The organism is Symplocastrum torsivum (assembly GCF_059505465.1).
The window spans coordinates 101,199-124,051 of record NZ_JCACKQ010000002.1 but is presented as its reverse complement, the minus strand read 5'-3'; the positions used below and the strand labels follow the sequence as shown (position 1 = coordinate 124,051).

Genomic DNA, 22,853 nt, shown 5'->3' with positions numbered 1-22,853 from the left:
TGGCAGAAAGCCGTCAGCTATCAGCTTTTTTGTTTTCCTTGCTCTCTCTAAGAATGCTCAACAGCAGATGAACACTCAGAAGTTGTTGGAGAACCTCGAAGCGATTACGCCAATCAGCACGAGTAAACCTAGCGCCCGACGAAAGTAGTTAACGCCCTCGAATAGCTCCTGCCACGCCCAAGTAAACAAAGAGCCAAAAGCTATTGCGTCTAGACCTGTATGGATGTTGCCACTTTTCACAATTAATTTGAGTACAGTTGCTGTAATTCCAACCAAAAGCGGCAGATTTGGCGGTTGAGCAATAACAATATTGCCCTCACTGTCTCGGAAAGTTTTATCGAATAAGCTATTTTCCATGAATCTAAGCGTACTCGGTTCTGGGATGCTCAACTTTCACTCGTTAGTCGTAACTTTTTAAAACGTTGGGAAGAAATCATCATAACGAAGTGAGAAAGTGGGTTCTTCTGCTTGTCTCAGTCCTTCTCTTGGGAATGGAAGAGAGCGGCGATCGCTTTTTCAATCAACCAAATCAAGAGAAAGGTGAAAGCGGAAGGGACAAAGGTCAGACAGATTCCTTGACCCTTTTTCTTTTACCCTTCGATTGAATTGCCCTAGATTCAAGGGTAAACTCTGGAATCTCCTGGAGTTCACTTTCACTCAAGCTGTACTGTTCACAAACTAAGCTGAGGCGAGTTCCTGGAGTTGTGACTTCATTAACCGAATGAGTCAAATCACCCTGAAAGTAAAGCAACGTATTCAATTGAGGACGGATTTGACCAACTTGGCGTTTGTTGTGGCGTAGTACCAATTCCCCTCCTTGGAGAACTGGTGGCACCTGGACATAAAGGACGCTGACAAGCGCTGGTGGTTCAATAGTTTTGCAGTAGGAGCGCAAACTCCGATCAATGTGGGGGTCTACACGAGAGCCTGTTGTTAGTAGGAGTGGATTGAGATAGAAGGCGTTACACGTTGATTGCAGAGCAACACTCAAATAAGTTTTGAAGAAGGGAAAGCGTTGTTCAACTTCGCCTAATCCTGAGCGCTGAAACACAACTGAAAATCCCTTAGTCCCTACAAAGTCGCGGTTTAGGTTGTTTACTGCAAAGTAAGGGGAAGTGAGAATTTGTCTCTCCAACTTACTGAGGTATTTAAGTGAAAAAGCATTTTGCTGCTGGTTATAGTAGCTCAAGAAATTAAGGGAACGCTGTTAGTTGTAAGACATATGCAATATACGCTCTGTAGGGGCGCAACGCCTTCATTGGTGTTCAATTTAAGAAGAATTGGCAGTTGAAACCGCAGCTACACTAATACGCACCTGCCTGGAGCAGGTTTCAAAAACCAAGGTTTTTCATCAGTCCGCGCAGGCGGACTTGGTTTTTGTAGCCCCGACTTCCAGTCGCCCTCGTCTTAAGTTGACACCAATGAACGCCTTACGCCCTTACAATACTGAGTCACTAAGGAGTAGACGGTTGCTGAAAATTACCCAAGTTGAAGAGAAAAGGCACACTGCGATTTGAGTCACCGCTCATCACTAGGACATTTGGCATCTGAGAACCGCCTTGCCTCCAAGCTTCGATCGCTTCTTTCTGAAGAACTAGCTGACCGCCTTGCGCTCTGAGGGTTTCAGCCAAAAGTCGTTGAGCTTCTGCCCTACCCTTAGCACGATTGATGTCTGCTTGCGCTTCTTGTTCCGCTTCCTGTGCTACATAGACCGCTCTTTGCGCTCTTTGTTCGGCGATTTGTTTCTCCTCAACTGCTTTGGAGAACTCTGGGGAGAACGCCAGGTCAACAACGCTGGTATCAAGTATGATGATGCCGTACTTATCTAAGCGATCGCCTAAAGCCGTATCAAAGTCTTGTTTGAGTTCCTCCCGTTTAGTAATCGCTTCCTCAACAGTTCTTCTCGCCGCCGCAACTTTAAAAGATTCCTGTGTTTGGGGTGCAATAATTTTCGACACGATATTCTGCAACGTGCCTTGTTTCCTTCTAATTTCAACAACCTTGATTGGATCGAGACGGAAGTTGATCGCAAAGCTAGCGGACAAATCCTGCAAATCCTTGGTAGAACTCTGCGCCGGGACTTCAAACTTTTGCACCGTCAAATCGTAGATATCTACAGTTGAAATCAGTGGCGGTTTGATGTGGATGCCCTCTAGTAAAGCTCCATCCCTAGCTTTACCCAAGATGCTGATCACTCCAGCCTGACCTGGGTTGATGATCACAAAGGAACTAAAGCTCAGAAGAAGGAGTGCTGCTGCTAAAATCCCCCCGACTAATGCTTGCCAATTTTGTGAATATTGATTCTTCAAGACCATTACTCCTTGTATGTAGCCACTGGGGACTATTTCCAGCCTAACAATGTTCAGACCAGACTTGCTTGAGCATCGATCTTTAGGTCAGGAGTTAGAAATTGTGGTTCTTCAGATACTAGTTGGCGTTAGAAGCTTAAAAGTTTTTGCAGCAAACCTATCACATAGCGTTACGCTTAGGTCAAAACGACTAAAAACACACTTGTCCTAATTAGATTTTCCCACCCAAGGAGACAACGATGACAGTGACCACATACAATTCTGGTCTAAAAGTCCCTGGTCCTCCTCCAGCACCAATCTTTGGGCGTGCCGCCAATGTGTTTCTCTTCGCCAAAGACTCAATCGGCTACACCCAAAAGCTCTTCCAGACCTATGGTTCAGTCGTCTCCCTAATAGAAGGTGGGGGCACCAATATCTATTCACCGCTTCCCAATTGTCCTGGTACTGTGTTTGCCTATGGATCGGAACTGGTTCGCCAAGTCTCAACCCAGCATGAGATTTACTACAAACATGCCTTATCAGGGAAGTTGTACCGCAAGAAGGACCTTTCACCACGCACTGAACCCCTGAAGCATTTTGGTGTAGGGTTATTTGGTGTCAATAGTGATCAGCACCGACAGCATCGCCAGCTTCTGATGCCAGCCTTTCATAAACAACGGATCGAGTCTTATCGCAACGATATGGTTGCTATCACTCAATCGATACTTGACCAAATGGCAATTGATAAATCTTGTGACATTGCTGAGGTAATGCGACTCCTCACGATGCGTATAGCAACCAAGACGCTATTTGGCTGTGACATTACTGAAAGCGGCGGTAATACCGGGAGACTCATACAGGATGCCTTAAGTCTATTAGGAACACCCGCGATCGCTTTATTGCCCTTTGACTTACCAGGATTGCCCTACCACCGCTTGCTTAATCTGATGGCGCAACTTGACGAAGAGATGCGTGCGATCATTACGCGAAAACGGGCGGCAGACACAGATGAGGGGGATGTACTGTCAATGCTACTGCAGGTTCGTGATGCGGAGAGTGGTGTTGGATTGAGCGAGGATGAACTGCTTGGTCATGTTAGCGTAATCTTTGGTGCTGGTCACGAGACTAGCGCCAATGCTCTGACTTGGACGCTGTTTCTCCTCTCACAGCACCCAGAGGTAGCTGCTGACTTGCTTGATGAACTAGAGAGTGTCCTACAGGGTGAAGCCCCAAGCATCGAGCAGTTGCAACAGTTGCCGTTGTTGGAGCGAGTCATCAAAGAGAGTATGCGAGTCTTGCCACCAGTACCGTGGAATGGGCGTGTCACCTCAAAACCAACTGAACTTGGAGGCTATGCTTTGCCTCAGGGAACAGAGGTATTTGTCAGCATTTACCAGACCCACCATATGCCTGAACTCTATCCCAATCCTGAGGCATTTAGCCCACAGCGCTGGGAGACAATCGAACCTACACCCTATGAATACAATCCCTTCAGCGCTGGTCAGCGTCTATGCATCGGTGCAGCCTTTGCGATGATGGAGATCAAAATTATACTGGCAATGCTTTTACAACGTTACCGACTGCAACTTCTGCCCCAGTCACGCATTGATCGCTTTGGGTTAATTGTTATGGGATCAAAAAATGGGATGCCGATGGTGGTTCATCAGCAAGATCGCCAGTTTGCTCAGGGTGTGGGTGGTGTACGTGGTAACGTGCGAGAGATGGTAAACTTGTCTGAATACTAGACCTCTTCCTAACCTCAAAGTTCTTGGGGGTTAAGTAGTGGTTGTTTGTGCCACTGGGGAAAATAGGGTGATGAGGGAATGGGGAGGTGGGCTGATGAGTGAAAAACTCCCGAAGTTTATGTATATTAACGTGCTACTTCCGTTTCCCGACCTCCCCAACATCCCAAGCTAAAAAACCTACCTTTGTAAGTTCTAGCGAATTGCCAACAAATCTACCCCTAACCAGCCAGAAAACATCTGTTTTTGAGCATCCGAGGGAGATTCCACAGGTACAAGCTGATAGCGGCTGGGTCGTGGTTGTGCCAATTTTACAGGTAGGGTACGCAATTCGTCTTGGTGGAAGACTGTTACTTGGATGGTATCACCAACCTTGTAGTCTTTTAGGCGATCGCTTAAGCTCTCAGCAGTTACTCGTATGGCATCAATCGCTAGCAACTCATCACCTGCATCAATACCTGCTACCCCAGCCGGAGAACCCGCTTCGACAAACTTGATAACCTCCTGATTGTTCTCCGTCTTCACCATTGCACCGAAGAATGGCGCGGCATCGTCTTCCTCGAAGCTATGAAGCCGTAAGCCAAACGGTTGCAGGTACTCATCGAACGGTAACTCGTCAGTACTATCGACGTAATGCTCAAAGAAGTCAGCCAAATCTGCCTGTGCTACCGACTCAAGCACATCCCGCAGTTGTTCGGGGGTAAACCCAATTTCGTCTTTACCAAACTGCTGCCACATTACTGCCATTACATTATCGAGCGATCGCTGATTTTCATGTCGCGTACGGATTAGCAAATCTAGTAAGAATGAAACCATTTCCCCTTTCAAGTAGTAGGAAATCTGAGAATTATCACTATTGGCATCTCGTCGATAAAGTTTAATCCAAGCATCAAAACTTGACTCACTCAGCGGCTGTACCTTACGACCTGGCGTTGTTTGCAAGCGTGTAATTTCTTTACTCAAGCCCTCTAAGAAAGTCTTGGCATCGTAAATCTCTGCCCTCAAGGGGATTATCAAATCGTAGTAACTCGTCGTTCCCTCACTAAACCATAGAGACGTTGTGTAATTTTCCTGCTCATAATCAAACGTCTCCAGCGCTTTCGGGCGAATCCGCTTGACGTTCCACAAGTGAAAGAACTCATGTGCTACCAACTGCATGAAGCGGTTGTACTTCTCCTTATTCCGAAAACCGAAACGAGGGTAAATTAAGGAACAGCTATCCTTATGCTCCAATCCGCCGAAACCAGTAGCAGCAAGATGCAGCAAAAATAGATAACGCTCATAGGGCAAACCCCCATACAAGTCGGCTTCGACCTCAATAATTTTTTTTGTATCCGCAATAATGCGATCGGGGTCAGCGTTGCCTTTTCCCCAGATTGCGAGTTGATGCGGTTTCTCTAGCACTTCAAAGTCATATAGTTGCGCTTGACCAATTTCAAACGGACTATCTACCAACGTGTCAAAGTCTTTTGCCTCAAATGTATTAGTTTCTCCTGAAACAGTTAGTAGAGGTGTTGTTACACACCAATCCGGTTTAGGAGGCACAATCGTTACCCGACTCGGTTGTTGCTGAAAGCCAGGAATGAAGAAGAACAATGCCGCCCCATTAAAATAGCCATGAGTCGCATCTAGGTGATTTGTCCGCACGGACAATTCATTGGCAAACACCCTATAAGATACCGTTATTTCTGAAGCATTCTCTGTCTCAACTTGCCAGTGATTTTTGCCCAGTTTGAGCCAAGGCAATGGCTGTCCTTTTTCAGCCGCCTTAGCGGAGAAATCCTGGAGATGTTTAGCATACTCCCGCACTAGGTAAGAGCCTGGAGTCCAAACTGGCATTTTCAAGTCCAGTACTGATTCCTGCCAACCTTGCACAGTCAGCGTCACCTCAAACAGGTGCGATTCGGGTTGTGGCATTGCCACTTGGTAGGAAATTACTGGTACAGTGCTAGGTACCCCAGTGGGGCGAACGGTTGTTGCTTCAGTCTTCATTTAGCAATTAGCTTTATAGCGATTAAGCTTTTAGATTAGCTAATTGTGGGGGTGGGGGGGAATTCTCAAGAGTAGGTTTCTAATAAACGCCCTCAATTTCAGGGGGAGATGAGGTGAAAAACTCCAAAGTTTATGTGTATTGCCTCCTTATCTCCCCAACGCCTAAACTCGTCCTGCTAGATGAGTCAACTGCTTAATATTAATCAGGTAGAGTGTCTGTTTTTGGGTATCACGTTTAATCCAGCCTTTACTTTCAAGCTTTTCCATGATTTTGCCAGTATCTTCAGCACTGATATCTGTGATATCTGCCAAATCCTTGTAGGGAATGTTATAGATTTCCATCCCCCGCTCAGTAGGTTGACCATAGTTTTCTGCCAAGCCAACCAGTGTACCCACTAACTTCACAGCAGGCGGCTGATGCCGTCGTTGAAAGCGGAGATTTGTCTGACGTAGCCGCCGCACCATCAGTTGCAACATCCGGTGGTGCAATTGCGGGTCTTTGAAGAGGGTTTGAATAAAGCGCTGAGCAGAAACGCTTAGTAACTGTACGTCAGATAAGGCAATGACATCGTTTGAGCGGGGAGACTCATCGAGGATTGCCATTTCACCGAAAAAATCACCCCGACCCAAAATCGCCATCGTAACAACGTTATCTCCATAGAGGCGCCGAACTTTGACCCAGCCGGAGACAACAAAGTAAACGGCGTTTCCCCAGGCATCTTCCATTAAGACAGCTCTATCTGATGGGTACTCGTGTTCGACGACAACAGACAGGAGCCATTCTAATGTCTCTGGGTTAGCTGTGTTAAATAGTGGGAAAAGCTCATTAAAAGCTTTAGTCTGCATGAAAAGTCTTTAAAGATAAAAATCTGAGGATGCAAAAACCGTGATAGTCCGAGACTCGTGTGACGCTTTAGAAGATTCCAGCTTGGCATTGGCTGCGTCTATAACCAACTAAAGATAGCTGAGCTAAGGGGCTATTACCATTAAACTCAGCGAGACTGTCACCAGCCCCGCTGGTCTTCAAAACCGTGCGTGAAAGTTTCCCTTCACACGGCTCCTTGATAATTTGGTGTCTGTCACACACACCTCATTGCCCATTTCCCATTGACCATTTCTAGCTTTCTGGGGGGCTTAGGCTCGGCACTGTTACAGCCGGATTTGTTGCCGGGACTGCCATCGCTGGCTGTCTTTATATCGTGGCAATGTCTGTGAAGGAGTTGCCAATTATCGTATTTATCCTTTCCACCTTTCGATTTCGGGATTTTATGGTTAATCTCCATCACCTCTTCCTCGCGGAAGTATAAGTTGCACCGGGCGCATTTCCCTTTTTGTTTCTTCAAGAGCATTGCTACTCTCGTTGGCATCTCAGGGTTTTCACCTTTTCTTTTGCTCCAATAGACTAGGTTTCCGTCGTATGGAGACGCTTCGCCTTTAACTTTTACATGACGAACTATAGGAGTTTTGGCATGGTCAAGTAACCGGAGAGGGTTATTTCCCTCCCTGGTCGCGAAGACCCAGTTATCGCCGCCTATGGTTATCCAATAGCGCTTAACCACATCCCCCATGTTCTTTTTGGGGTGGCGGCGTTTTGCCCAAGCACGAAGCTTTTGGTACATGAGGTTATCTAATTCTGCGTAAGTTACCTTGCTTACCACAGTTGAGTAGTAATTAGCCCAACCCCTAATGATTGGATTGAGATGTTTAATAAGCGCCGATTGGGGCGCTGCCTTATGGCGGCTAATTACGTCCGCAATTTTGTCGTAATGTACCTTTACTTTCTCTTTACTTGGGGTGATGATGGTTTTAATGCCAAGTAATTCTCCGTGTGTACTTTTACCTGTGTGGTATTTACCTACAGGGAATTGGCGTATGTTGAAGCCGAGGAAGTTAAATCCCGGCTTCTCATTTTCCACCGGATTAAGGGTGTGAGCCAATCGGGTCTTACTGGGTTTTAATTCCAAACCCATGTCTTTTAACCAGTCAGAGATAATCACCTGACATCCTTGGACTACGGTTATGTCTTCGTGGAGAATGACGAAGTCGTCGGCGTATCGGATAAGACTTACGCTGAATTTTCTATTAATTAGGCTTATACCCAACTTTAGTGACCCAACATATTCTTTTATCCGTTCTTCCATCCCGTGGAGGGCAATATTGGCAAGTAGTGGCGATATGACGCCACCTTGCGGTGTACCCTCGGATGTGGGAAACAGCTCTTTGCCATCCATTACTCCCGCTTTTAACCAAGACCTGACTTGCCGTCTTAGGGTGGGGAATGTATTTAATTTTGCGAGCAGTTTCTCCTGGTTGATGCGGTCAAAACATTTTGCAATGTCTGCGTCAAGCACGTATTTCGATTTGACGTTGATTGCCTTGAAAATTGCTCCAATCGCATCGTGACATGAGCGTCCTGGTCTGAACCCGTAACTGTTAGGTTCAAATCGCGCTTCCCATTCTGGCTCTAAAGCCAGTTTGACTAACGCTTGCAAGGCGCGGTCTTTCATTGTAGGTATTCCCAAGGGTCGTTTCTCTTCCGTTCCGGGTTTTGGAATCCATACTCTCCGGGTTGGACTTGCCTTGGTTCCCAGGTGCAATTTATTTACAAGTTCAAGACGTTGCTTTGGGGTCAGGCTTTTCAGCCCATCCACACCTGCCGTCTTTTTCCCTTGGTTATCCTGAGTCACTCTACGAACCGCCAATGCACTTGCTGACCAGGATTTCATCAGCATCTTTTGGAGTTTGCGAAGTGCTTTGATATCGCCACGATTAGAGGCTTGATAGATTCGCTTTTGGAGCTTATACACTCGTTTTTCCAGCTTTCGCCAGTCTATCGAGCGCCATTCCACCATCAGTTGTTGAGACTGTGTTTTAGACATATTTACTCTTACTTGGACTCTATCTTCCAAATCACCGTGGGAACGTCAGCATATCCAGGGCATTACCCCTAGCATTCGCTTCTTTCCCAATCTTTCCTGCCCGTTGTATGCGGTTAGCACCTGCTCTCAGTATTCGACCTCCGAGAGAACATACGGGAGGTTACTTCGTTCCGAATGACCATACTATGTACCTTTAGAGTGACACTGTTCGCCGGGTTTTAAGGGAAGTGCTTGTTAGTCGAGTAGCAAATCGCCAACTCCCTATCCTTAACCTTTTTTGGTTCCAGCCTGTCAGCCTTATTTGGCTGGTTTGGAATAACGACGATTCAATCGTGTCTTCAAGCCGAGGCATTTACTCATGTGTACTTTGCTCGATGGGTACCGGATTAGGCTTCCAGTATTGCCACCTTTTCGCCCCGCTTCAGGCGTTGATGGCTAGTCGCAAACCTGGGGGTGATGCTTTCACTCCTGCACCTGGAGGGAGGGTCTTGCACCCTCATGGTCATTCAGTTATCGTGGTTCTGATGGCTTGCGCCTCATTTACCAATCCCGTCATCCCTAAGTATTCCTACTTATTTCGACGGAACGAATCGCACTCCTACGCTTCCCATTACACCACACCAGGCATAGTAGTACTCAATTTTCCTGTGGTCGGTCACGTTGTCTGTAATTTTTGAGCAGTTGTTTAGCAGTAGGATTACAGCGGTGATGCGGTTAGCATAAGGAGTTCGTATTGTTCGTATTAAAAAAGCGATCGCATATATCCAATCACCCCACTAGCCTTACAACTTGATTGCCATCACTCGAATTCGCTTGTAGTCAGCAAACCAAGTTCCCTCCTGATACAACGTTGGACGTAACTGATTTTCAATATTCACTAAAACCTCTGTCTGCTTGTCAGCCGGAATGATTTGCAAAAAGCTATTGCCAAACATTTTGATCCAATTTTGCATCCCTTGATCTCCATCATCCAACAGGGTCGGGCGTTCAAAAAGAGTAGCAAAGGTCAACTCTAATCCTTGTTGTTCCAGTAACGTTCCATATTCCCCAATACTAGGAAAATACCAGGGATTCATCGCTTCATCAACGGGATAACCGACAGCCTCCATAGCGTTGGAAATCGCCCTAATAACGGCATTAACGTTACCCTTGCCACCAAACTCAGCAACAAAACGCCCTCCTGGTTTCAGCGCACGCTGGATACTTGCGATAACCTTTTCTGGTTCTTTAATCCAATGCAGTACAGCATTGGAAAATACTGCGTCAAATTGTTCTTGAAATTGCAAATCTCTTGCATCCGCTACTTCAAACCGTAGGTTGGGGTAATGCTGACTTGCTTGCTCAATCATTGTTGAGGCGCTATCAATACTAATGACTTCCGCCCCAGACGCTGCAATCTTGTCACTCAGATGACCTGTTCCGCAACCAAGGTCTAGAATAGATTCTCCAGATTTTGGAGATAGCAACTCAACCAAGCTTGTACCGAACTGGGAGACAAACGAATGCTTACTATCGTAGAGTTGTGCATCCCACTGAGTCTCAAGTGAGGTTGGGGAATTGCTAGCGGTTTGGCTATCCATACGGATTAATCTCTCTACATCGTAGAAAGCACTACCGTACCACGAGTGCCTCATGATGTTACAGGCGTTTCGTCTTCTGGACAGGACAAGAAGGGATACCCATTTAGATTATGGATTTTGACAACTTTCTCACAAAAGCGAGCGCCAATAGCTGGACTCTCACGCTGAGAGTATTGCCAGAAGCTGTCTCTTATGTTTCTAAGAAATTATGTAAAGTTTTGTAGTCAAAGCCTTTTTGTAGCTTTTGTTACAGAATTTTCTGGTATAGTTATAAATGTAAGGAAAAAAGAATCTAACCAAGCCTCGTTAAGGTAATCGGAGAATAATAAAATGTCTACTCAAGAACAAGCTCGCGCCCTAATGATGCGTCATCACCACATCATCAAAAATCGCCAGCAATCTATGCTTGGTCGCGCTGCCGCCGAAGTAGGCATGGAAATGGATACTGTGGACTACTGGAACCACATTCAAGGTAAGCCGCATCCTAGCTTCAGCGCTACCTATGATCGTAGTAACGCTTCACTCAGCTAGGTTGACTACCGATTGTAGGGTTCAAAGCTAGTCTCGTGGTGGTACTTCTGAGTCATGTGTAACCCCACTGAACCTTGAACAATTCTTAAAAAAATATCAATAGGCAGCAAGGCGTTTTTCTTAAAAGAAGGACGCCTTGAATTTTTTGAGCAGTGCCTCAGCCTACAGAATTGAACTCTTGAACACTCCTTATATTTTGAGTAAACCGTTCACGACTTGCTCTACCTGTTAAAGCTCAGCAAAATGACAGCGCTTTACCTGATGGAAAAGCAGCCTGACAGGACTTGGCGGATTAATGGCTGTTATTTGGTTCCTGTCGAGAGAGGAACAATCTGATCAGCTTTTAAGAGATGTTGCGCTGAACTTGCAACATTTGGTTGCCGCCCTTTTGAAACTCATAGGACACTTGGTGAATTTCTACGTTATATCCCTGTGCTGTTAACTCTTTTATTACCAACGGTACTAAAGGTGATAGTTCTGTAGAAAAATTATTCAGCAAGGGAAAAATTCGTACTTGTGTTGCAACGCGGCATAGTTCTCGGATTGAAGCAAGGTGAAATTCTTGCGAAAGTAGATCAGAATAGGTAAACAGCAAATGCGAGCAAAGCGCTAAATCAAAGAGATCGCTATCGAATGGCAGCGTTGGCAACTCAGCAGTAATGTAGCGTCCTTGCTGAATTCCCAACGGTAAATCTTCTAAGAATTTTTGCATCGCTGACATCCTGATTTGCCCTAGATGTTCGGGTGATTGGATATCCTGCCAAACGAAGTCTTCACGAGTTGCCTGAACGCCGTCTATTACAGATTGGTAAGTATCTTGAATGCGCTGGGCAATTACACCCGCAGAAAACTGATAAATTGGGTCACAGGAAATAACCTCATACCCTTGGTGCTTCATTTCAGCATTGAAGCTAGCAGGGCCACCCGCACAGTCAAGAATATTTAATTGGAGATCGTCAGGAGTCAGATTGAACATCTTGACATATTCCTCCATCGAACGACCCCAGGGAATCACTTTCTCAAGCTGGAATCCCATTTGATTTTCTAATTGCGATCGCCTTGATGAATAGTACCCCTCTTCTATTTAACTATTAATCAGATAGAAAAGAATAACACAGTTAAAAATCAAGCTGTATCCATGTAACAGCACGACGCTACTCCTGAAAAAATAGCAGTTTATTACTTTAGTACAGATTTTAAGAAAAAAGCGATTCCTCGCACTGTAAGGCAATCGCATTAGTCAAAGATTTATTGAAAAAACTGCCAACAAAAACGGATTTGTTTAAGTGTTGCTCAATTATGTCGCGATCTCATCTGTCAACGGTTCTGGCTGTCCCTCTTCAGGAACTCGCTCAATTTCGATACCGAACGTACCTTCAAAACCAGTTCCTACAACATCAAATTCCCAACCATCAGCGACTATCCTCATTTCCTGCTCATTCGTTGGCTGGAATTCGTCTAGAGCAAACTCTTCACCTGTATGGAGGTAAAGCTTTAAGTTAGGTGATAACAGAGCACGAACGTAGTAGTGCTTGCGGAAGATCAAGTTATCGGAAAAACCAATCCCAAACAAATCACGTTCGCCAACATAGAAGTCTAGCCGCATCACCATGTCCTTAATGGTAATGCTCTCGTCGTTGATAATCGGCAGGGTGTTCAGGTAGCCCTCCCAGATGAGCTTGTTGTCATCTGCCCAAGGGAAGGCAATGTTGCGATCGCTCAAATCAACATTACGAAATGGTCCATAGCAGTTTTCCGCTTCCGCACTTTGGTGGAAAAGCTCAAAATCTACACGGCGTGGCTTGATAGAAACCCCCAGGAAGAATTCACTCTTACCAAACAAATCTTGACCACGGGTAATCTTTCCCCGTACCAAGCGTAACCGTACCCGCACATTCCCAAAGAAAAATCGCGTTGCCACCTCAAAGGACTCACGGGCTGTAATTAGTGAATCAATACCTCCATGGCACTTGTGAACAAAAGTTCGCGGTGCCCCAGGAATCTGAGCAAACGCTTGCTTTACCAACCCGTCACTCCGGTTGTAGTTTTGTCCATATTCACCCCCAGCAGAGAAGACACGGTTCAGCATGATAGCGGGGGTCATGCTGTAAGAACGGTAGTTAGTGCCAACAACCGTTAGCAACCGTTCTACTGGGAAGTGGTCTTGAAAATGCTTATAGGATGCACGATTGTTTTCGTCAGCTTGAAACTCAGGACTAAAATGCTCAAATTCCTTTTCCGCTTGAATACCAATCCAATCTTTGAAAATTTGAAAGGTGACACCTTGGTGTGGCGTTCCTAAAGTGACAATTTTGTTGATGTAGTCCTCAGCCTTGCGGTTACTGTCTGGGTAGGTACACTGCACTGCCTCGCGAACGAGTAGCCCACCCATAGAATGAGCAATGATATTGACCTTGGGTCTAGTACCATCCTTGTCTACTGCCAGTTCGCGAATAAAGTCGATCAGCCGAACCAGTGCTTGACCGTATGTCTCAAAAGTCCGGTCATTGAGGTCGTAGTAGCGAAATACCCAGAATGTGTGCCGCAAATCTTCAATAGTCTTGATCAGATGTAGCGCCATGGCTGGATCGATCACAACTTTGTCGCCACTGAAGAATTCTGGATTAAAATGCTTGAGTGCCTCTGGAATAAGCGCTGGTTCTGTCACTCTATTTGAGTAATATCCCACCACATTAGTAGCGTCATGATAACGCCAAGACGATTTCATCAGCCGTAGGATTAGTCCCTCATAGATGTAGTTTTCCCCGCGCTTATGAGGATAGACGGTGCCGTTGTTAAATCCCTGATAAGCAACCCTCTTCTCATCATCAGTGTTGAAACCGCCAAATCCGCGAATTAAGATTAGCGGCAAGGTACGGCGCGTGGGTACAGACATGGTTTCCTCCAACTGCATCTCACTTTTGATTATTAATCGTTACCCGTGACAGTTTTCGCTTTCCGGATTTTTTTAACGGATATGTGCAACTGCATCACTTCATTATTGAGGGTCTTTATTACAAACCTACCCTTAAAAGCCTCCAGTGCCTCCCCTGCTCCCCCCGCCTATTTTCTGAGAAGTAGTGCAAATAACTAAAAAAATTGGATCTAACTAGGCATAGGCTAAGCTATTCGTCATAGTTCTAACTAAGGCTGCTTTCATTGTGAGGCAGCAACTCTTGTTGTATGTCACGGACACCTTTAAGCGAAGGACGCAGTAGTGTCCCGCTAGGCGATCGCGTACAGCGCGCCGATGAAAATAGCAAAATGATTTTGCAGGCATTACCAATGCTGCGGACTAGCGATCGCATTGAGCATCTGCCACTAATTCTGGTCGGCCCAATCTTGCGGCGTACAGAGAGTAATGCTGTGACAGTTTGGATTGCTCTCAAAGAGCCTCGCGAAGTCACTCTGAAAGTTTACGCGACACAGGACAACGGTTCTACAATCAAAACTGTGTTACTCGAAGGTACACGCTCCACTGTGCCACTTGGTAAGTATCTGCACATTGTTGCCGTCACCGCGAAGCCAGTGAATGAGGAGGAGACGGAAAAAGTTGACTTTTTTACCCCCTCCGGCGTATTAAAATCTGGACAAATTTATGCTTACGATCTAAGTTTCGGTAGCCAGGAACAGAATCTGGCTCAAGCATTACAGTTGGCGATACCTTCTCCCCCAATCACAGTCAGCTATTTTGAGCATCAGCTACCCACCTTTGCCATGCCACCGGAAGACTTAAATCACTTACGGCTGGCTCATGGTTCCTGTCGGAAGTTACACGGTGGTGGACACGATGCCTTACCAATTCTAGATGACTTGATTGAGCATTATGCTGAGGAGCCAAATTCCCGACTGCATCAGCTATTTTTCACGGGTGACCAAATCTACGGTGACGACGTTGCTGACCCGTTGCTGTGGCTAGCCACTGATGTCGGTGATACTTTGCTCGGTTGGGAAGAAAATTTGCCTTTTCAGATCCGACCAACTGATGGCTATGAAAGCAGGAAACCGAGTGAACTTAAGCCTGGAAAACGCACTGACATTGCCAAGGATTACGCTGGGCTGACAGCGATGCTGCTCGATACTCCAGAGGAATCGAAAAGCCACCTGTTTAGCTTGGGTGAATACTTCACCCTCTATATGCTTGTTTGGTCGCCGATTCTTTGGCCCGATCGCTTTCCGAGGGGTAAGGATATCCACAAAGACCCAAAGTTGGCAAAGCACTGGGATCGTGAAGCCGTTTTGCTGAAAGAGTGCTTTAGTGAGCTTTGGAAAGTCCGACGGGCAATGGCAAATGTGCCAGTTTATATGATTTGTGACGACCACGACTTGAGCGATGACTGGTACCTGAATCGTGCTTGGTGTGAGAGTGTGTTGGGTAAACCACTGGGTAAACGTGTGGTGCAAAATGGGCTGTTAGCCTACGCTGTGTTTCAAGCCTGGGGAAACACCCCCGACCAGTTTCAGGAAGGACGACCGGGTGGCAACTTGCTGAAAGCGGCAACACGTTGGTCAGCATCGGCAGGAACCGATGAATCTGCCTTAGGGGAGATTGCTAAGTGCCTCGGACTTCCTGCGGTGGAACCGGAAACTGGTTTGCCAAAGTTTAAGCTTGATGAAGATGTTTTGGTCATGGATCGAGATTATCCAGATGGGACACAACCGATCGAGTGGCATTACACCGTCCGAAGCTTCAAGCATGAAGTGATTGTGCTTGACACTCGAACTTGGCGAGGCTATCCACAAGGTTCTGAAGGAGCGATCGATCCCCCCATGCTTTTGTCCCCCTCGGCTTTCAGAAAACAAATTCAAAAGCCTTTAGAGTTTACCGATCAGCTTAACCAAACCCATGAGTCAGACATTGAAGCCACATTTATCGTTGTACCTACCAATCTCGTAAGCCTACGAATTATTGACATAGTTCAACAGTGGGAGCTGGAGAAAGGCAATGTTTTCGACTCGGATGTAGGTGATGCCTGGAATTTGCATGAGGTGGCATTATCGAGGCTGTTGGCTGAATTATTCAAGCGACGGCAGCAGGTGGTAGTGCTATCCGGTGATATTCACTTTGCGGGGGCGATTCGCATCAGTTATTGGGCACGTCGCCATTTTGAACCACCAAAAGGAGAGCCTAATTCCGCACTGATAAACGTTCAAGGTCGAGGAGCACAAAACGAGGAACAGCGCCCCTACCCAAATGGACAAGTGCTTGCCCAACTGACGGCAAGTGCCTTCAAAAACAGCGAGTTGAAGACCTATTTCATCCACACTAGAGCAAAATCTCTTGCCCCGGAACAACCCCAAGATTGGGCAGGCTGGAATGAACCGCCAGAACTCGTTGAAATCCAAGTCACACAGGAAAGTGTAAGAGTGATGGATGTTGAGCTTCCCCCAACGGGTGCTGTTGTACGGCAAATCTTGGGAGCGCAAGGTAACTGGGGCATTGCCTGGGAAATTGCCCTCAAAGACGCTCAATGCCTCCCTGACTGGCAATACCACGTTGAGTGGCTTAAACGCGGGAAAGCCACGCTTGCACCTTGGGAAGGTAAGCCGGGTTCATCAGCAGCATCTAAGGAAGAAAATCCTGGATTGCTTACAGGGTTGGGAAATTGGCTAGCAATGCTTTGGCGGAATCCGTGGATTCAAGAAGGGGAAGAAGTGATTGGGCATAGCAATTTTGGTGTGATTAGCTTTGAATGGTCACCCAAGAATGACAAAGGGAAAGCTGTCATTCAGGATAGCTTTTGGCGACCGCCTTGGAAACCCCGCAGTGTCGTCTACAGCCGATACTATGTCCCACTGCGTGTTGATGATAATGTCCCACCTTTACCGAAGGTTGTTTCGCCAAGCCTATTGGGAACACGAAAGGAAGGCTTTCGTGATTCAGCTAAAGGACAAGACTTCCAGAGAGCAACGAACAAGTAAACAAACCTCTGGAGATTTAGAAAAGAGATAACGACACTTTCGGGTGTCGGGTGTATGATGTAGGAGAGGTTGAGTGTAGTAATCCACGCCAAGTGGTAGTAATTCCCGTACACTTACCCAAAAAAGCTTGCACTCTCTTCCTTAGATGCGCTACAAGAGTAAATGTCTGCTTCCTTGCCGTGCAGAACTCTACGAACCGGCGCAATACAAAAATCAGGAAGCATTTTAGTTCAAGCATTTGCAAAAGTTATTTGAAAATTATTGAGAGTATGACTCAGCAATTAGTTACTCACCCAATGGTGAAGTTTCAGCGTCAGGTGTATTCACTCGTTGAATCTAAGATTATTAAGCCAAGCGATAGCCTTTGGAAAATCGCCCTTCTCTATGGGGATGAATGGTCTTACTGGAAGAAGGAACTGATTGACTTTGGTTTTACCATGCAAGACCCGATCGCGGATTTACTCGCAGTAGAAGCTTGGGACGAAGAATAAGTTAGCGGTTGGCTAACTTGAGACATCATCGATTCTTCAAGCTAGGTGCGAAACGTGACGCTGATACTTAGCGACAAGCCGCTAACGCTTTCGACAGTTCTTTCGCTGTCTGGTAGCGATCGCGAACTTTGGATTCACACACTCGTTCAATCACTTCCCGCAATTGGGGAGTGATTGTCGGGATTGTTGAAACATCAAACCCATATCCAGAACCACGCTTTTTGTAAAACTTTAAAGGCATCACGCCTGTCAGTAGAAAAATTAGCGTCGGACCAATCGCATAAAGGTCAGATTGAGTCACGGGATTACCTCGGTCTTGTTCTGGGGAACTGTAACCCTCAGCACCAATCCGTGTCCCAGGAGCCGTCCCAATCTCTTTGACAGCGCCAAAGTCTAGTACCACCACTTGATTATCGCGATGGCGAACCATCAAATTAGCGGGTTTAATATCCCGATGAATTAAAGGCGGGTTACAGGAGTGGATGTAGTCCAGAATCTCACAGGCCTGAATCATCCAGTCAATCGCTTGTGGCGGTGCTACAGGACCAGAAACCAAAACGCGCTGCTCTAAATCCTGACCATGGATAAGTTCCATTGCCAGATACTTCTTACCCCCTTCGACAAAGAAATTGTAGTACTTAGGAATTCCTGAATGGCTGAGTGATTTTAGCGTGCGAGCCTCACGTTCAAAGAGTTCTTGTGCTTTTGCCACTTGCGCCATATCAGCGTTCATTTCCTTAAGCACCAGTAGACTAGGGCGCCCCTTGATGCAGCCGCCTTTGTCCCAAGCGAGATAGGTCGTACCCATTCCCCCCTGTCCCAAAGTCCGTAATACCTGGTATTGGTGAATGACTTTCTGGATTGGCACCAACGGTTGACCGCAGTGAATGCAGAATAAGTTCGCTGGTGGATTACCCGTGTGGGTGCATAGGTTAGGCTTTTGTGAGAGAGTTGGCCATTCCTCTTCTTCTTCTAGAGGCAGAGGCACAGGAGAGGAAGTCGGAGGAGTTGTTGATTTGTGGTTTTGAAACTTCAGCATTGGTCCCTCACGGGCAAGTCGAATCAATGCTTCATCCGGGACTAAACCTCGTGATACCAAAATGCCATTGAGGAAGGTTCCATTGGTACCCTGATTGACCAACTGCCATAAATCCCCGGATTGGGACGAACTAACCCTAAGTTCCACATGATGTCGTGAAACTAGAGGGTCATTCAGAATGACATCATTATCAGGAGAACGACCAATCCGGATAATTGACTGGCTATCGAAATTCCACTGTTGCAGAGGGGTGGATGCCTGAGGATGTAAGAGGGTCAGCGTGACCATAGCTTCGCCGAGACGGGGAACTGGGAACTAGAAAAGTAATAGGCGATGGTGGAACGAGGAATTTCTTGCCCATAGCCTATAGTTCATAGTCCATAGCCCATAGCTCATCACCCCAATCTCCATCTCCTACGACTAGAGTAATTGTTGTTGATCAAAGTTTGGTCGTACCTTCACCCGGATTAACACAGCCGTGATGTTATCGTGACCATTGTGTTTATTGGCGAGTTCGATTAACTGAAGGATACCCTGATCGAGGTGGGCACGAGAACTGAGTAAGGGGGCGAGGTGACTTTGCCAATGCGTTTCTATGAAATCATTATCCGACAGACCGTCGGAACATAGAACAAACAACGTGTCTTCATTAAGCTCCAAAAACTGGACATCAGGATTGATGAACTGTTCGCTGCGGGGTCCTAAGGCTTGAGTAAGCTGATAGGCATCAGGGCGAGAATAAGCAATTGCCTGTTCCACTCCCCGCTTCATTTCGCGTTGACCCACCTCATGGTCTACTGTGATTTGCTCTAAGCCCCGCTTGCGGGTCAAACGGTAAAGGCGGCTATCTCCCACATGAGCAATCATGGCATTAGTGTTTTGAATCAACACCATTGCTAACGTTGTGCCCATACGACCATTGCCAGAACGGGCGTTTTGTTGATTGACATCATAAATTGCCTGATTGGCTAGCAGTACCGCCTCACGGACACTGTCTTCTGTAGGTAGCTGCTGGTCTTGCCAATTGTCTTGGAAATAACGCTTGATTGTCTCAACCGCCATTGCACTAGCAACTTCTCCTGCGGCATGACCTCCCATGCCATCACAAAGAACATACAAGCCATGAGCTTGTACAGATCGACCCATTGGGCTTTCCTGCTTTTTGACTTGGGTGTGGATGCCAAAGCAGTCCTCATTATGCTCTCGTTGCTGACCGATATCTGTGCAACCGGCATCATCCAAACTCAGCAACTGCATTGGCAAAATTACAGTAGCATCACCATCATTGTCACTGGCGTTATTGAAAGGAGATTTCATCGTCATAGGCGTTCCCCCCTCATCTGCGATATTTATTGGCATCGGGCTATCTGATTCGTCCCAAGCAGAATCCGGGGATTGAGCGACTGTTGGGCTTGACGATTGCTGTTCGTGGGCAATTGCAAGCAATTGCGATCGCAGTTCATCAACGGTTTTGATTTCATTCGTACATAACTGCCGGAAAACCGCCCCCAAAGAAGTAAATTGTGTCTTCTGGGACTGACTAAATAACTGCTGCCACAGTTGCCCCAAATCTTGAAGGGTCAGTTGTTGCTCGCTTGGTTCTGGATACAGGCGTACTAGACCCAGCACTTGGTCTTCATCTACCCGGAGATTTTCTATCTCCAAAAGACTCTGACGACAATGCCAGTGTTCTAGTGCCTCCCACAATTCGGCAATTTCACCAAGCCAGTATAAAATCTGCAACGTAGAGAGCTGTTCGTTGCCCCATAAGTCACTTAGCAACGTCCACTCAGAGCGGTCTTCTAGCAGCACAACGGCTTGTCCATCCTGTTGCCATGCATCATGAACTTCTGGCAGCGTTGGGTAGTACGATTCTTTAAGAGCAAGATAGGGTTGTGCGATCGCTGGAATGCCAAGGGCTTTCCAGGAATCTGAGTGTATGTTCGCCGATTTGCCACCTAGCCCCTCAAGTTTCTGCGCTTCACTGGGTTGTTGTTCGAGCAGCGCTTCTAAGGGTGATTGCTGGAAAGGTTGACAATCCAGGACTTGAACAGCTGTACCGTAGCGGGTTTCGGCAGCCGCCGCTATCTGTTCTAAGCTTAAGGGTTCTAGCAGTCGGTAGCGCTGTTGAGGGTCTAGATAGACAGTCGTTGGTGTGCCAGAAGCTACCTCGCTATGATTGTTGTCATTGTTAACCGGTTCAGCTAAATCTGATGGAAGTGAACTTGGCGTTTGCGAACCTTCTTCATTTGCCGTCGCCTCAAGCGGTTCTACAGGTGAGAGGGGAATAGATTCGACATCCGGGGGGTTCACGCCCATTTGTGGGGAACTAGAGGTCGATTCATGCCCCTTTGCCTCCGAATCAACGGGTTCCTGTAACGGTGATACCTCTGTTTGGTAGGTGTTATCCGTTACTGACTCTAGCGCCTCAAGGGGCACCGCTTGAGCATTGGTAAGGGGGGAGAAAGACTCTAGGTCTTTTGCAATAATCGCCCACCAAACCGTTCCCGTGAACTCCCCACAGTTGTGGCAAGTCGCGGCATTCACTGGGACTTGAGTCCCACATTCATGACAAGATTTATGGGTCAGGGAAGTTCCACATCGTTGACAAAACTTATTAGTATTGGGGTTCTCGAACGGACACTGGGGACAAAGTAACATAATGGAACTTCCTCAATTCCTGTCAATATTTTTAAATTTTGGTATATAAGCTAACTGCCATCTAGTTTGCCACGTCAGAATCGAAGGTTGCAGCTTTTGGGGTTGGTTGCTGGGTGTATGAGTGTAGAGGGGAACTAAAATCCCTCAGTGGTAGTACTGGATTTAGTTTGTCATAGCTGATGCAGAGGTTCTAGTTCTGCTGGTGTGAGATCACGCCACTGTCCTGGTTCCAAACCGTCTAAACGCAGATGAGCGATGGCAATCCGCACCAGTCGCAATGTAGGAAACCCTACAGCGGCTGTCATCTTCCGTACCTGACGGTTCCGTCCCTCCGTTAAGGTTATCTCCAACCAAGCCGTTGGCACCGTTTTACGGAAGCGTATCGGAGGTTGGCGCTCCGGTAGAGGGGGGTGGGTTGGGAATAGTTGCACCAACGCAGGTCGTGTACAGTAATTTTGAATTACTATACCCGCGCGTAACTGGTTCAAGGCGGCTTCATCAGGAATACGTTCTACCTGTACCCAGTATGTCCGAGGATGACGAAACCGTCGATCTGAGAGTCGATGCTGTAAGCGTCCATTGTTCGTCAACAGCATTAGCCCTTCACTATCCCTATCAAGGCGTCCCACTGGGTAAACTGAGGGTACTGGAATGTAGTCTTTGAGTGTAGCGCGATCGCTTAGTAATGAGCCACAGCCTTGCTGAACTTTACCGACGTTGTCAGTAAACTGGCTTAAAATATCGTAGGGTTTATGGAACAACAAGTATCTATACACATTGTTTGAATCTAACTTTCGCTATGGTCTACCTATAGATAGAGAGACTTTCAATTGGACTCAGTATCCGTTGAAACAGGAGAATTATCATTAAACCGTTGCTGGTCATAGAGATAAAGTGTGCGAATCGGGTAAGGGATGTTAATCTCTGCTTGATCAAAAGCTTTTTTGATCGCAATAATCGCTTTTGTCTTGACTTGGCGCACCTGTTTTTGCGGCGGTAATGTCCAGTACCGCACGACAAAATCGATCGAGCTATCGCCAAAACTCACCAAATCTATTTCCGGCGCAGGAGTAGACACAACTCCATCTACACCCATTATCGTGTGTTCTAAAAGCTCGGTAACCTCAAGTAGAGATGTATTGTAATCAACACCTACCCCTAAATCTGTTCGGCGATGCTCATAAGCCGTCCTGACTTGCACCGCTGTGGTAAATACGGTTGAATTGGGTAATAGTACGCGCTCTCCCTGATAGGTACGAATTTGTGTGCAACGAATGTTGATCTGCTCTACTGTACCTTCATACCCTTCAATAATCACCTGATCATTAATCCGAAACGGTTCCTGCAATAGCAACAGTACACCTGCCAGGAAGTTCTTGAAGATGTCTTGAAACGCAAAGCCAATTGCGACAGAACCCAACCCCAATGCCGCAATAATGTCACCGAGTCGCAAGCCTGGAAAAGCAAGCACACTTGCGGCTAAAATTCCAATGACCCACGCAGCAACATAACTCGTCTTCGCCAGCAGTAGTTGTAACGATTGACTACGCAGAGTCCGCTTGCCGACTTTCGTGGTTAATCGCTCGATAAAGTTAGCACCCAAACGGGTCAACAGGAGGATTACCAATCCTACAATAATTCCTGGTAAAACCTCGATACCTGAACCAATTAGATTCAGTAAGCTTGTTTGAATTTTTTCGATGAGAGCTTTCACAACTTAAGGACAGA

At 46.6% G+C, this 22,853-nt stretch carries 18 protein-coding genes and 1 pseudogene; 6 read left to right on the top strand and 13 right to left on the bottom strand.

Annotation, left to right across the window (positions count from 1 at the left end):
* Window positions 1–75: 75 nt before the first annotated feature.
* The 3 genes from AC5JL3_RS01155 to AC5JL3_RS01145 form a co-directional block, all read right to left on the bottom strand.
* Window positions 76–357, bottom strand: coding sequence for a hypothetical protein (locus AC5JL3_RS01155; RefSeq protein ID WP_496072736.1), 282 nt, complete (start codon window positions 355–357; stop codon window positions 76–78).
* 205 nt (window positions 358–562) lie between these two features.
* Entirely contained in the window at window positions 563–1,051 is a 489-nt protein-coding gene (locus AC5JL3_RS01150; RefSeq protein ID WP_496072735.1) for a 2OG-Fe(II) oxygenase, read from the bottom strand.
* Window positions 1,052–1,454: 403 nt separating this feature from the next.
* Window positions 1,455–2,315: a prohibitin family protein gene (locus AC5JL3_RS01145; protein WP_496072734.1), complete on the bottom strand. Its 861-nt coding sequence runs from the start codon at window positions 2,313–2,315 to the stop codon at window positions 1,455–1,457.
* A 233-nt stretch (window positions 2,316–2,548) separates the two neighbouring features.
* On the opposite strand from AC5JL3_RS01145, the gene AC5JL3_RS01140 reads away from it, so the two are divergent.
* Window positions 2,549–4,033 carry a cytochrome P450 gene (locus tag AC5JL3_RS01140; protein ID WP_496072733.1) on the top strand — a complete coding sequence of 495 codons (1,485 nt, stop codon included), beginning with the start codon at window positions 2,549–2,551 and terminating at the stop codon, window positions 4,031–4,033.
* Between the two features lie 192 nt (window positions 4,034–4,225).
* Here the strand turns inward: AC5JL3_RS01140 and AC5JL3_RS01135 are convergent, their stop codons facing one another.
* The 3 genes and pseudogenes from AC5JL3_RS01135 to ltrA all read right to left on the bottom strand — a co-directional run.
* Window positions 4,226–6,022, bottom strand: coding sequence for a M61 family metallopeptidase (locus tag AC5JL3_RS01135; protein WP_496072732.1), 1,797 nt, complete (start codon window positions 6,020–6,022; stop codon window positions 4,226–4,228).
* Between the two features lie 162 nt (window positions 6,023–6,184).
* The gene (locus AC5JL3_RS01130; RefSeq protein ID WP_496072731.1) at window positions 6,185–6,868 is read right to left on the bottom strand and encodes a Crp/Fnr family transcriptional regulator; all 684 of its coding nucleotides are present in this window, start codon (window positions 6,866–6,868) and stop codon (window positions 6,185–6,187) included.
* Between the two features lie 148 nt (window positions 6,869–7,016).
* Window positions 7,017–8,901 (bottom strand): annotated as a pseudogene (gene ltrA / locus AC5JL3_RS01125) (group II intron reverse transcriptase/maturase); the annotation flags it as partial.
* Between the two features lie 374 nt (window positions 8,902–9,275).
* Here ltrA and AC5JL3_RS01120 point away from each other — a divergent pair.
* Window positions 9,276–9,578 (top strand): hypothetical protein, encoded by a 303-nt coding sequence (locus tag AC5JL3_RS01120; protein WP_496072730.1) that lies wholly within the window; start codon window positions 9,276–9,278, stop codon window positions 9,576–9,578.
* Window positions 9,579–9,683: 105 nt separating this feature from the next.
* Here AC5JL3_RS01120 and AC5JL3_RS01115 read toward each other — a convergent pair whose 3' ends face one another.
* A complete protein-coding gene (locus tag AC5JL3_RS01115; protein WP_496072729.1) occupies window positions 9,684–10,535 on the bottom strand; it encodes a class I SAM-dependent methyltransferase in 852 nt (283 codons plus the stop codon).
* A gap of 276 nt (window positions 10,536–10,811) precedes the next feature.
* On the opposite strand from AC5JL3_RS01115, the gene gifA reads away from it, so the two are divergent.
* On the top strand, window positions 10,812–11,012 hold the full coding sequence (gene gifA / locus AC5JL3_RS01110; protein WP_192219403.1) for a glutamine synthetase inactivation factor IF7A: 201 nt from the start codon (window positions 10,812–10,814) through the stop codon (window positions 11,010–11,012).
* Between the two features lie 243 nt (window positions 11,013–11,255).
* A complete protein-coding gene (locus AC5JL3_RS01105; RefSeq protein ID WP_496072728.1) occupies window positions 11,256–11,348 on the top strand; it encodes a DUF4864 domain-containing protein in 93 nt (30 codons plus the stop codon).
* A gap of 7 nt (window positions 11,349–11,355) precedes the next feature.
* On the opposite strand, the gene AC5JL3_RS01100 is transcribed toward AC5JL3_RS01105, so the two are convergent.
* Both AC5JL3_RS01100 and AC5JL3_RS01095 read right to left on the bottom strand, forming a co-directional pair.
* The gene (locus tag AC5JL3_RS01100) at window positions 11,356–12,048 is read right to left on the bottom strand and encodes an SAM-dependent methyltransferase (RefSeq protein ID WP_496072727.1); all 693 of its coding nucleotides are present in this window, start codon (window positions 12,046–12,048) and stop codon (window positions 11,356–11,358) included.
* A 261-nt stretch (window positions 12,049–12,309) separates the two neighbouring features.
* Complete coding sequence (locus AC5JL3_RS01095) at window positions 12,310–13,908, bottom strand: esterase/lipase family protein (protein WP_496072726.1); 1,599 nt, start codon at window positions 13,906–13,908, stop codon at window positions 12,310–12,312.
* 287 nt (window positions 13,909–14,195) lie between these two features.
* Between AC5JL3_RS01095 and AC5JL3_RS01090 the strand changes: the two genes are divergently transcribed.
* Window positions 14,196–16,934, top strand: coding sequence for an alkaline phosphatase D family protein (locus AC5JL3_RS01090; RefSeq protein ID WP_496072725.1), 2,739 nt, complete (start codon window positions 14,196–14,198; stop codon window positions 16,932–16,934).
* Between the two features lie 269 nt (window positions 16,935–17,203).
* Window positions 17,204–17,425: a DUF4327 family protein gene (locus tag AC5JL3_RS01085; protein WP_192219407.1), complete on the top strand. Its 222-nt coding sequence runs from the start codon at window positions 17,204–17,206 to the stop codon at window positions 17,423–17,425.
* 67 nt (window positions 17,426–17,492) lie between these two features.
* On the opposite strand, the gene AC5JL3_RS01080 is transcribed toward AC5JL3_RS01085, so the two are convergent.
* The 4 genes from AC5JL3_RS01080 to AC5JL3_RS01065 all read right to left on the bottom strand — a co-directional run bounded on the left by AC5JL3_RS01080 (window position 17,493) and on the right by AC5JL3_RS01065 (window position 22,839).
* A complete protein-coding gene (locus AC5JL3_RS01080; RefSeq protein ID WP_496072724.1) occupies window positions 17,493–18,752 on the bottom strand; it encodes a protein kinase domain-containing protein in 1,260 nt (419 codons plus the stop codon).
* 132 nt (window positions 18,753–18,884) lie between these two features.
* Entirely contained in the window at window positions 18,885–21,125 is a 2,241-nt protein-coding gene (locus AC5JL3_RS01075) for a serine/threonine phosphatase (RefSeq protein WP_496072723.1), read from the bottom strand.
* A gap of 170 nt (window positions 21,126–21,295) precedes the next feature.
* Entirely contained in the window at window positions 21,296–21,901 is a 606-nt protein-coding gene (locus tag AC5JL3_RS01070) for a pseudouridine synthase (RefSeq protein ID WP_496072722.1), read from the bottom strand.
* A gap of 50 nt (window positions 21,902–21,951) precedes the next feature.
* Window positions 21,952–22,839 carry a mechanosensitive ion channel family protein gene (locus AC5JL3_RS01065; RefSeq protein WP_496072721.1) on the bottom strand — a complete coding sequence of 296 codons (888 nt, stop codon included), beginning with the start codon at window positions 22,837–22,839 and terminating at the stop codon, window positions 21,952–21,954.
* Window positions 22,840–22,853: the final 14 nt, after the last annotated feature.

What these genes read in the sequence shown, in the direction of transcription:
- AC5JL3_RS01155 (WP_496072736.1), bottom strand. Translation starts at nt 357, where the DNA reads ATGGAAAATAGCTTATTCGATAAAACTTTCCGAGACAGTGAGGGCAAT.
- AC5JL3_RS01115 (WP_496072729.1), bottom strand. Translation starts at nt 10,535, where the DNA reads ATGAGGCACTCGTGGTACGGTAGTGCTTTCTACGATGTAGAGAGATTA.
- AC5JL3_RS01075 (WP_496072723.1), bottom strand. Translation starts at nt 21,125, where the DNA reads ATGTTACTTTGTCCCCAGTGTCCGTTCGAGAACCCCAATACTAATAAG.
- AC5JL3_RS01135 (WP_496072732.1), bottom strand. Translation starts at nt 6,022, where the DNA reads ATGAAGACTGAAGCAACAACCGTTCGCCCCACTGGGGTACCTAGCACT.
- gifA (WP_192219403.1), top strand. Translation starts at nt 10,812, where the DNA reads ATGTCTACTCAAGAACAAGCTCGCGCCCTAATGATGCGTCATCACCAC.
- AC5JL3_RS01105 (WP_496072728.1), top strand. Translation starts at nt 11,256, where the DNA reads ATGACAGCGCTTTACCTGATGGAAAAGCAGCCTGACAGGACTTGGCGG.
- AC5JL3_RS01140 (WP_496072733.1), top strand. Translation starts at nt 2,549, where the DNA reads ATGACAGTGACCACATACAATTCTGGTCTAAAAGTCCCTGGTCCTCCT.
- AC5JL3_RS01120 (WP_496072730.1), top strand. Translation starts at nt 9,276, where the DNA reads ATGGGTACCGGATTAGGCTTCCAGTATTGCCACCTTTTCGCCCCGCTT.
- AC5JL3_RS01145 (WP_496072734.1), bottom strand. Translation starts at nt 2,315, where the DNA reads ATGGTCTTGAAGAATCAATATTCACAAAATTGGCAAGCATTAGTCGGG.
- AC5JL3_RS01130 (WP_496072731.1), bottom strand. Translation starts at nt 6,868, where the DNA reads ATGCAGACTAAAGCTTTTAATGAGCTTTTCCCACTATTTAACACAGCT.
- AC5JL3_RS01085 (WP_192219407.1), top strand. Translation starts at nt 17,204, where the DNA reads ATGACTCAGCAATTAGTTACTCACCCAATGGTGAAGTTTCAGCGTCAG.
- AC5JL3_RS01080 (WP_496072724.1), bottom strand. Translation starts at nt 18,752, where the DNA reads ATGGTCACGCTGACCCTCTTACATCCTCAGGCATCCACCCCTCTGCAA.
- AC5JL3_RS01100 (WP_496072727.1), bottom strand. Translation starts at nt 12,048, where the DNA reads ATGGGATTCCAGCTTGAGAAAGTGATTCCCTGGGGTCGTTCGATGGAG.
- AC5JL3_RS01095 (WP_496072726.1), bottom strand. Translation starts at nt 13,908, where the DNA reads ATGTCTGTACCCACGCGCCGTACCTTGCCGCTAATCTTAATTCGCGGA.
- AC5JL3_RS01090 (WP_496072725.1), top strand. Translation starts at nt 14,196, where the DNA reads ATGTCACGGACACCTTTAAGCGAAGGACGCAGTAGTGTCCCGCTAGGC.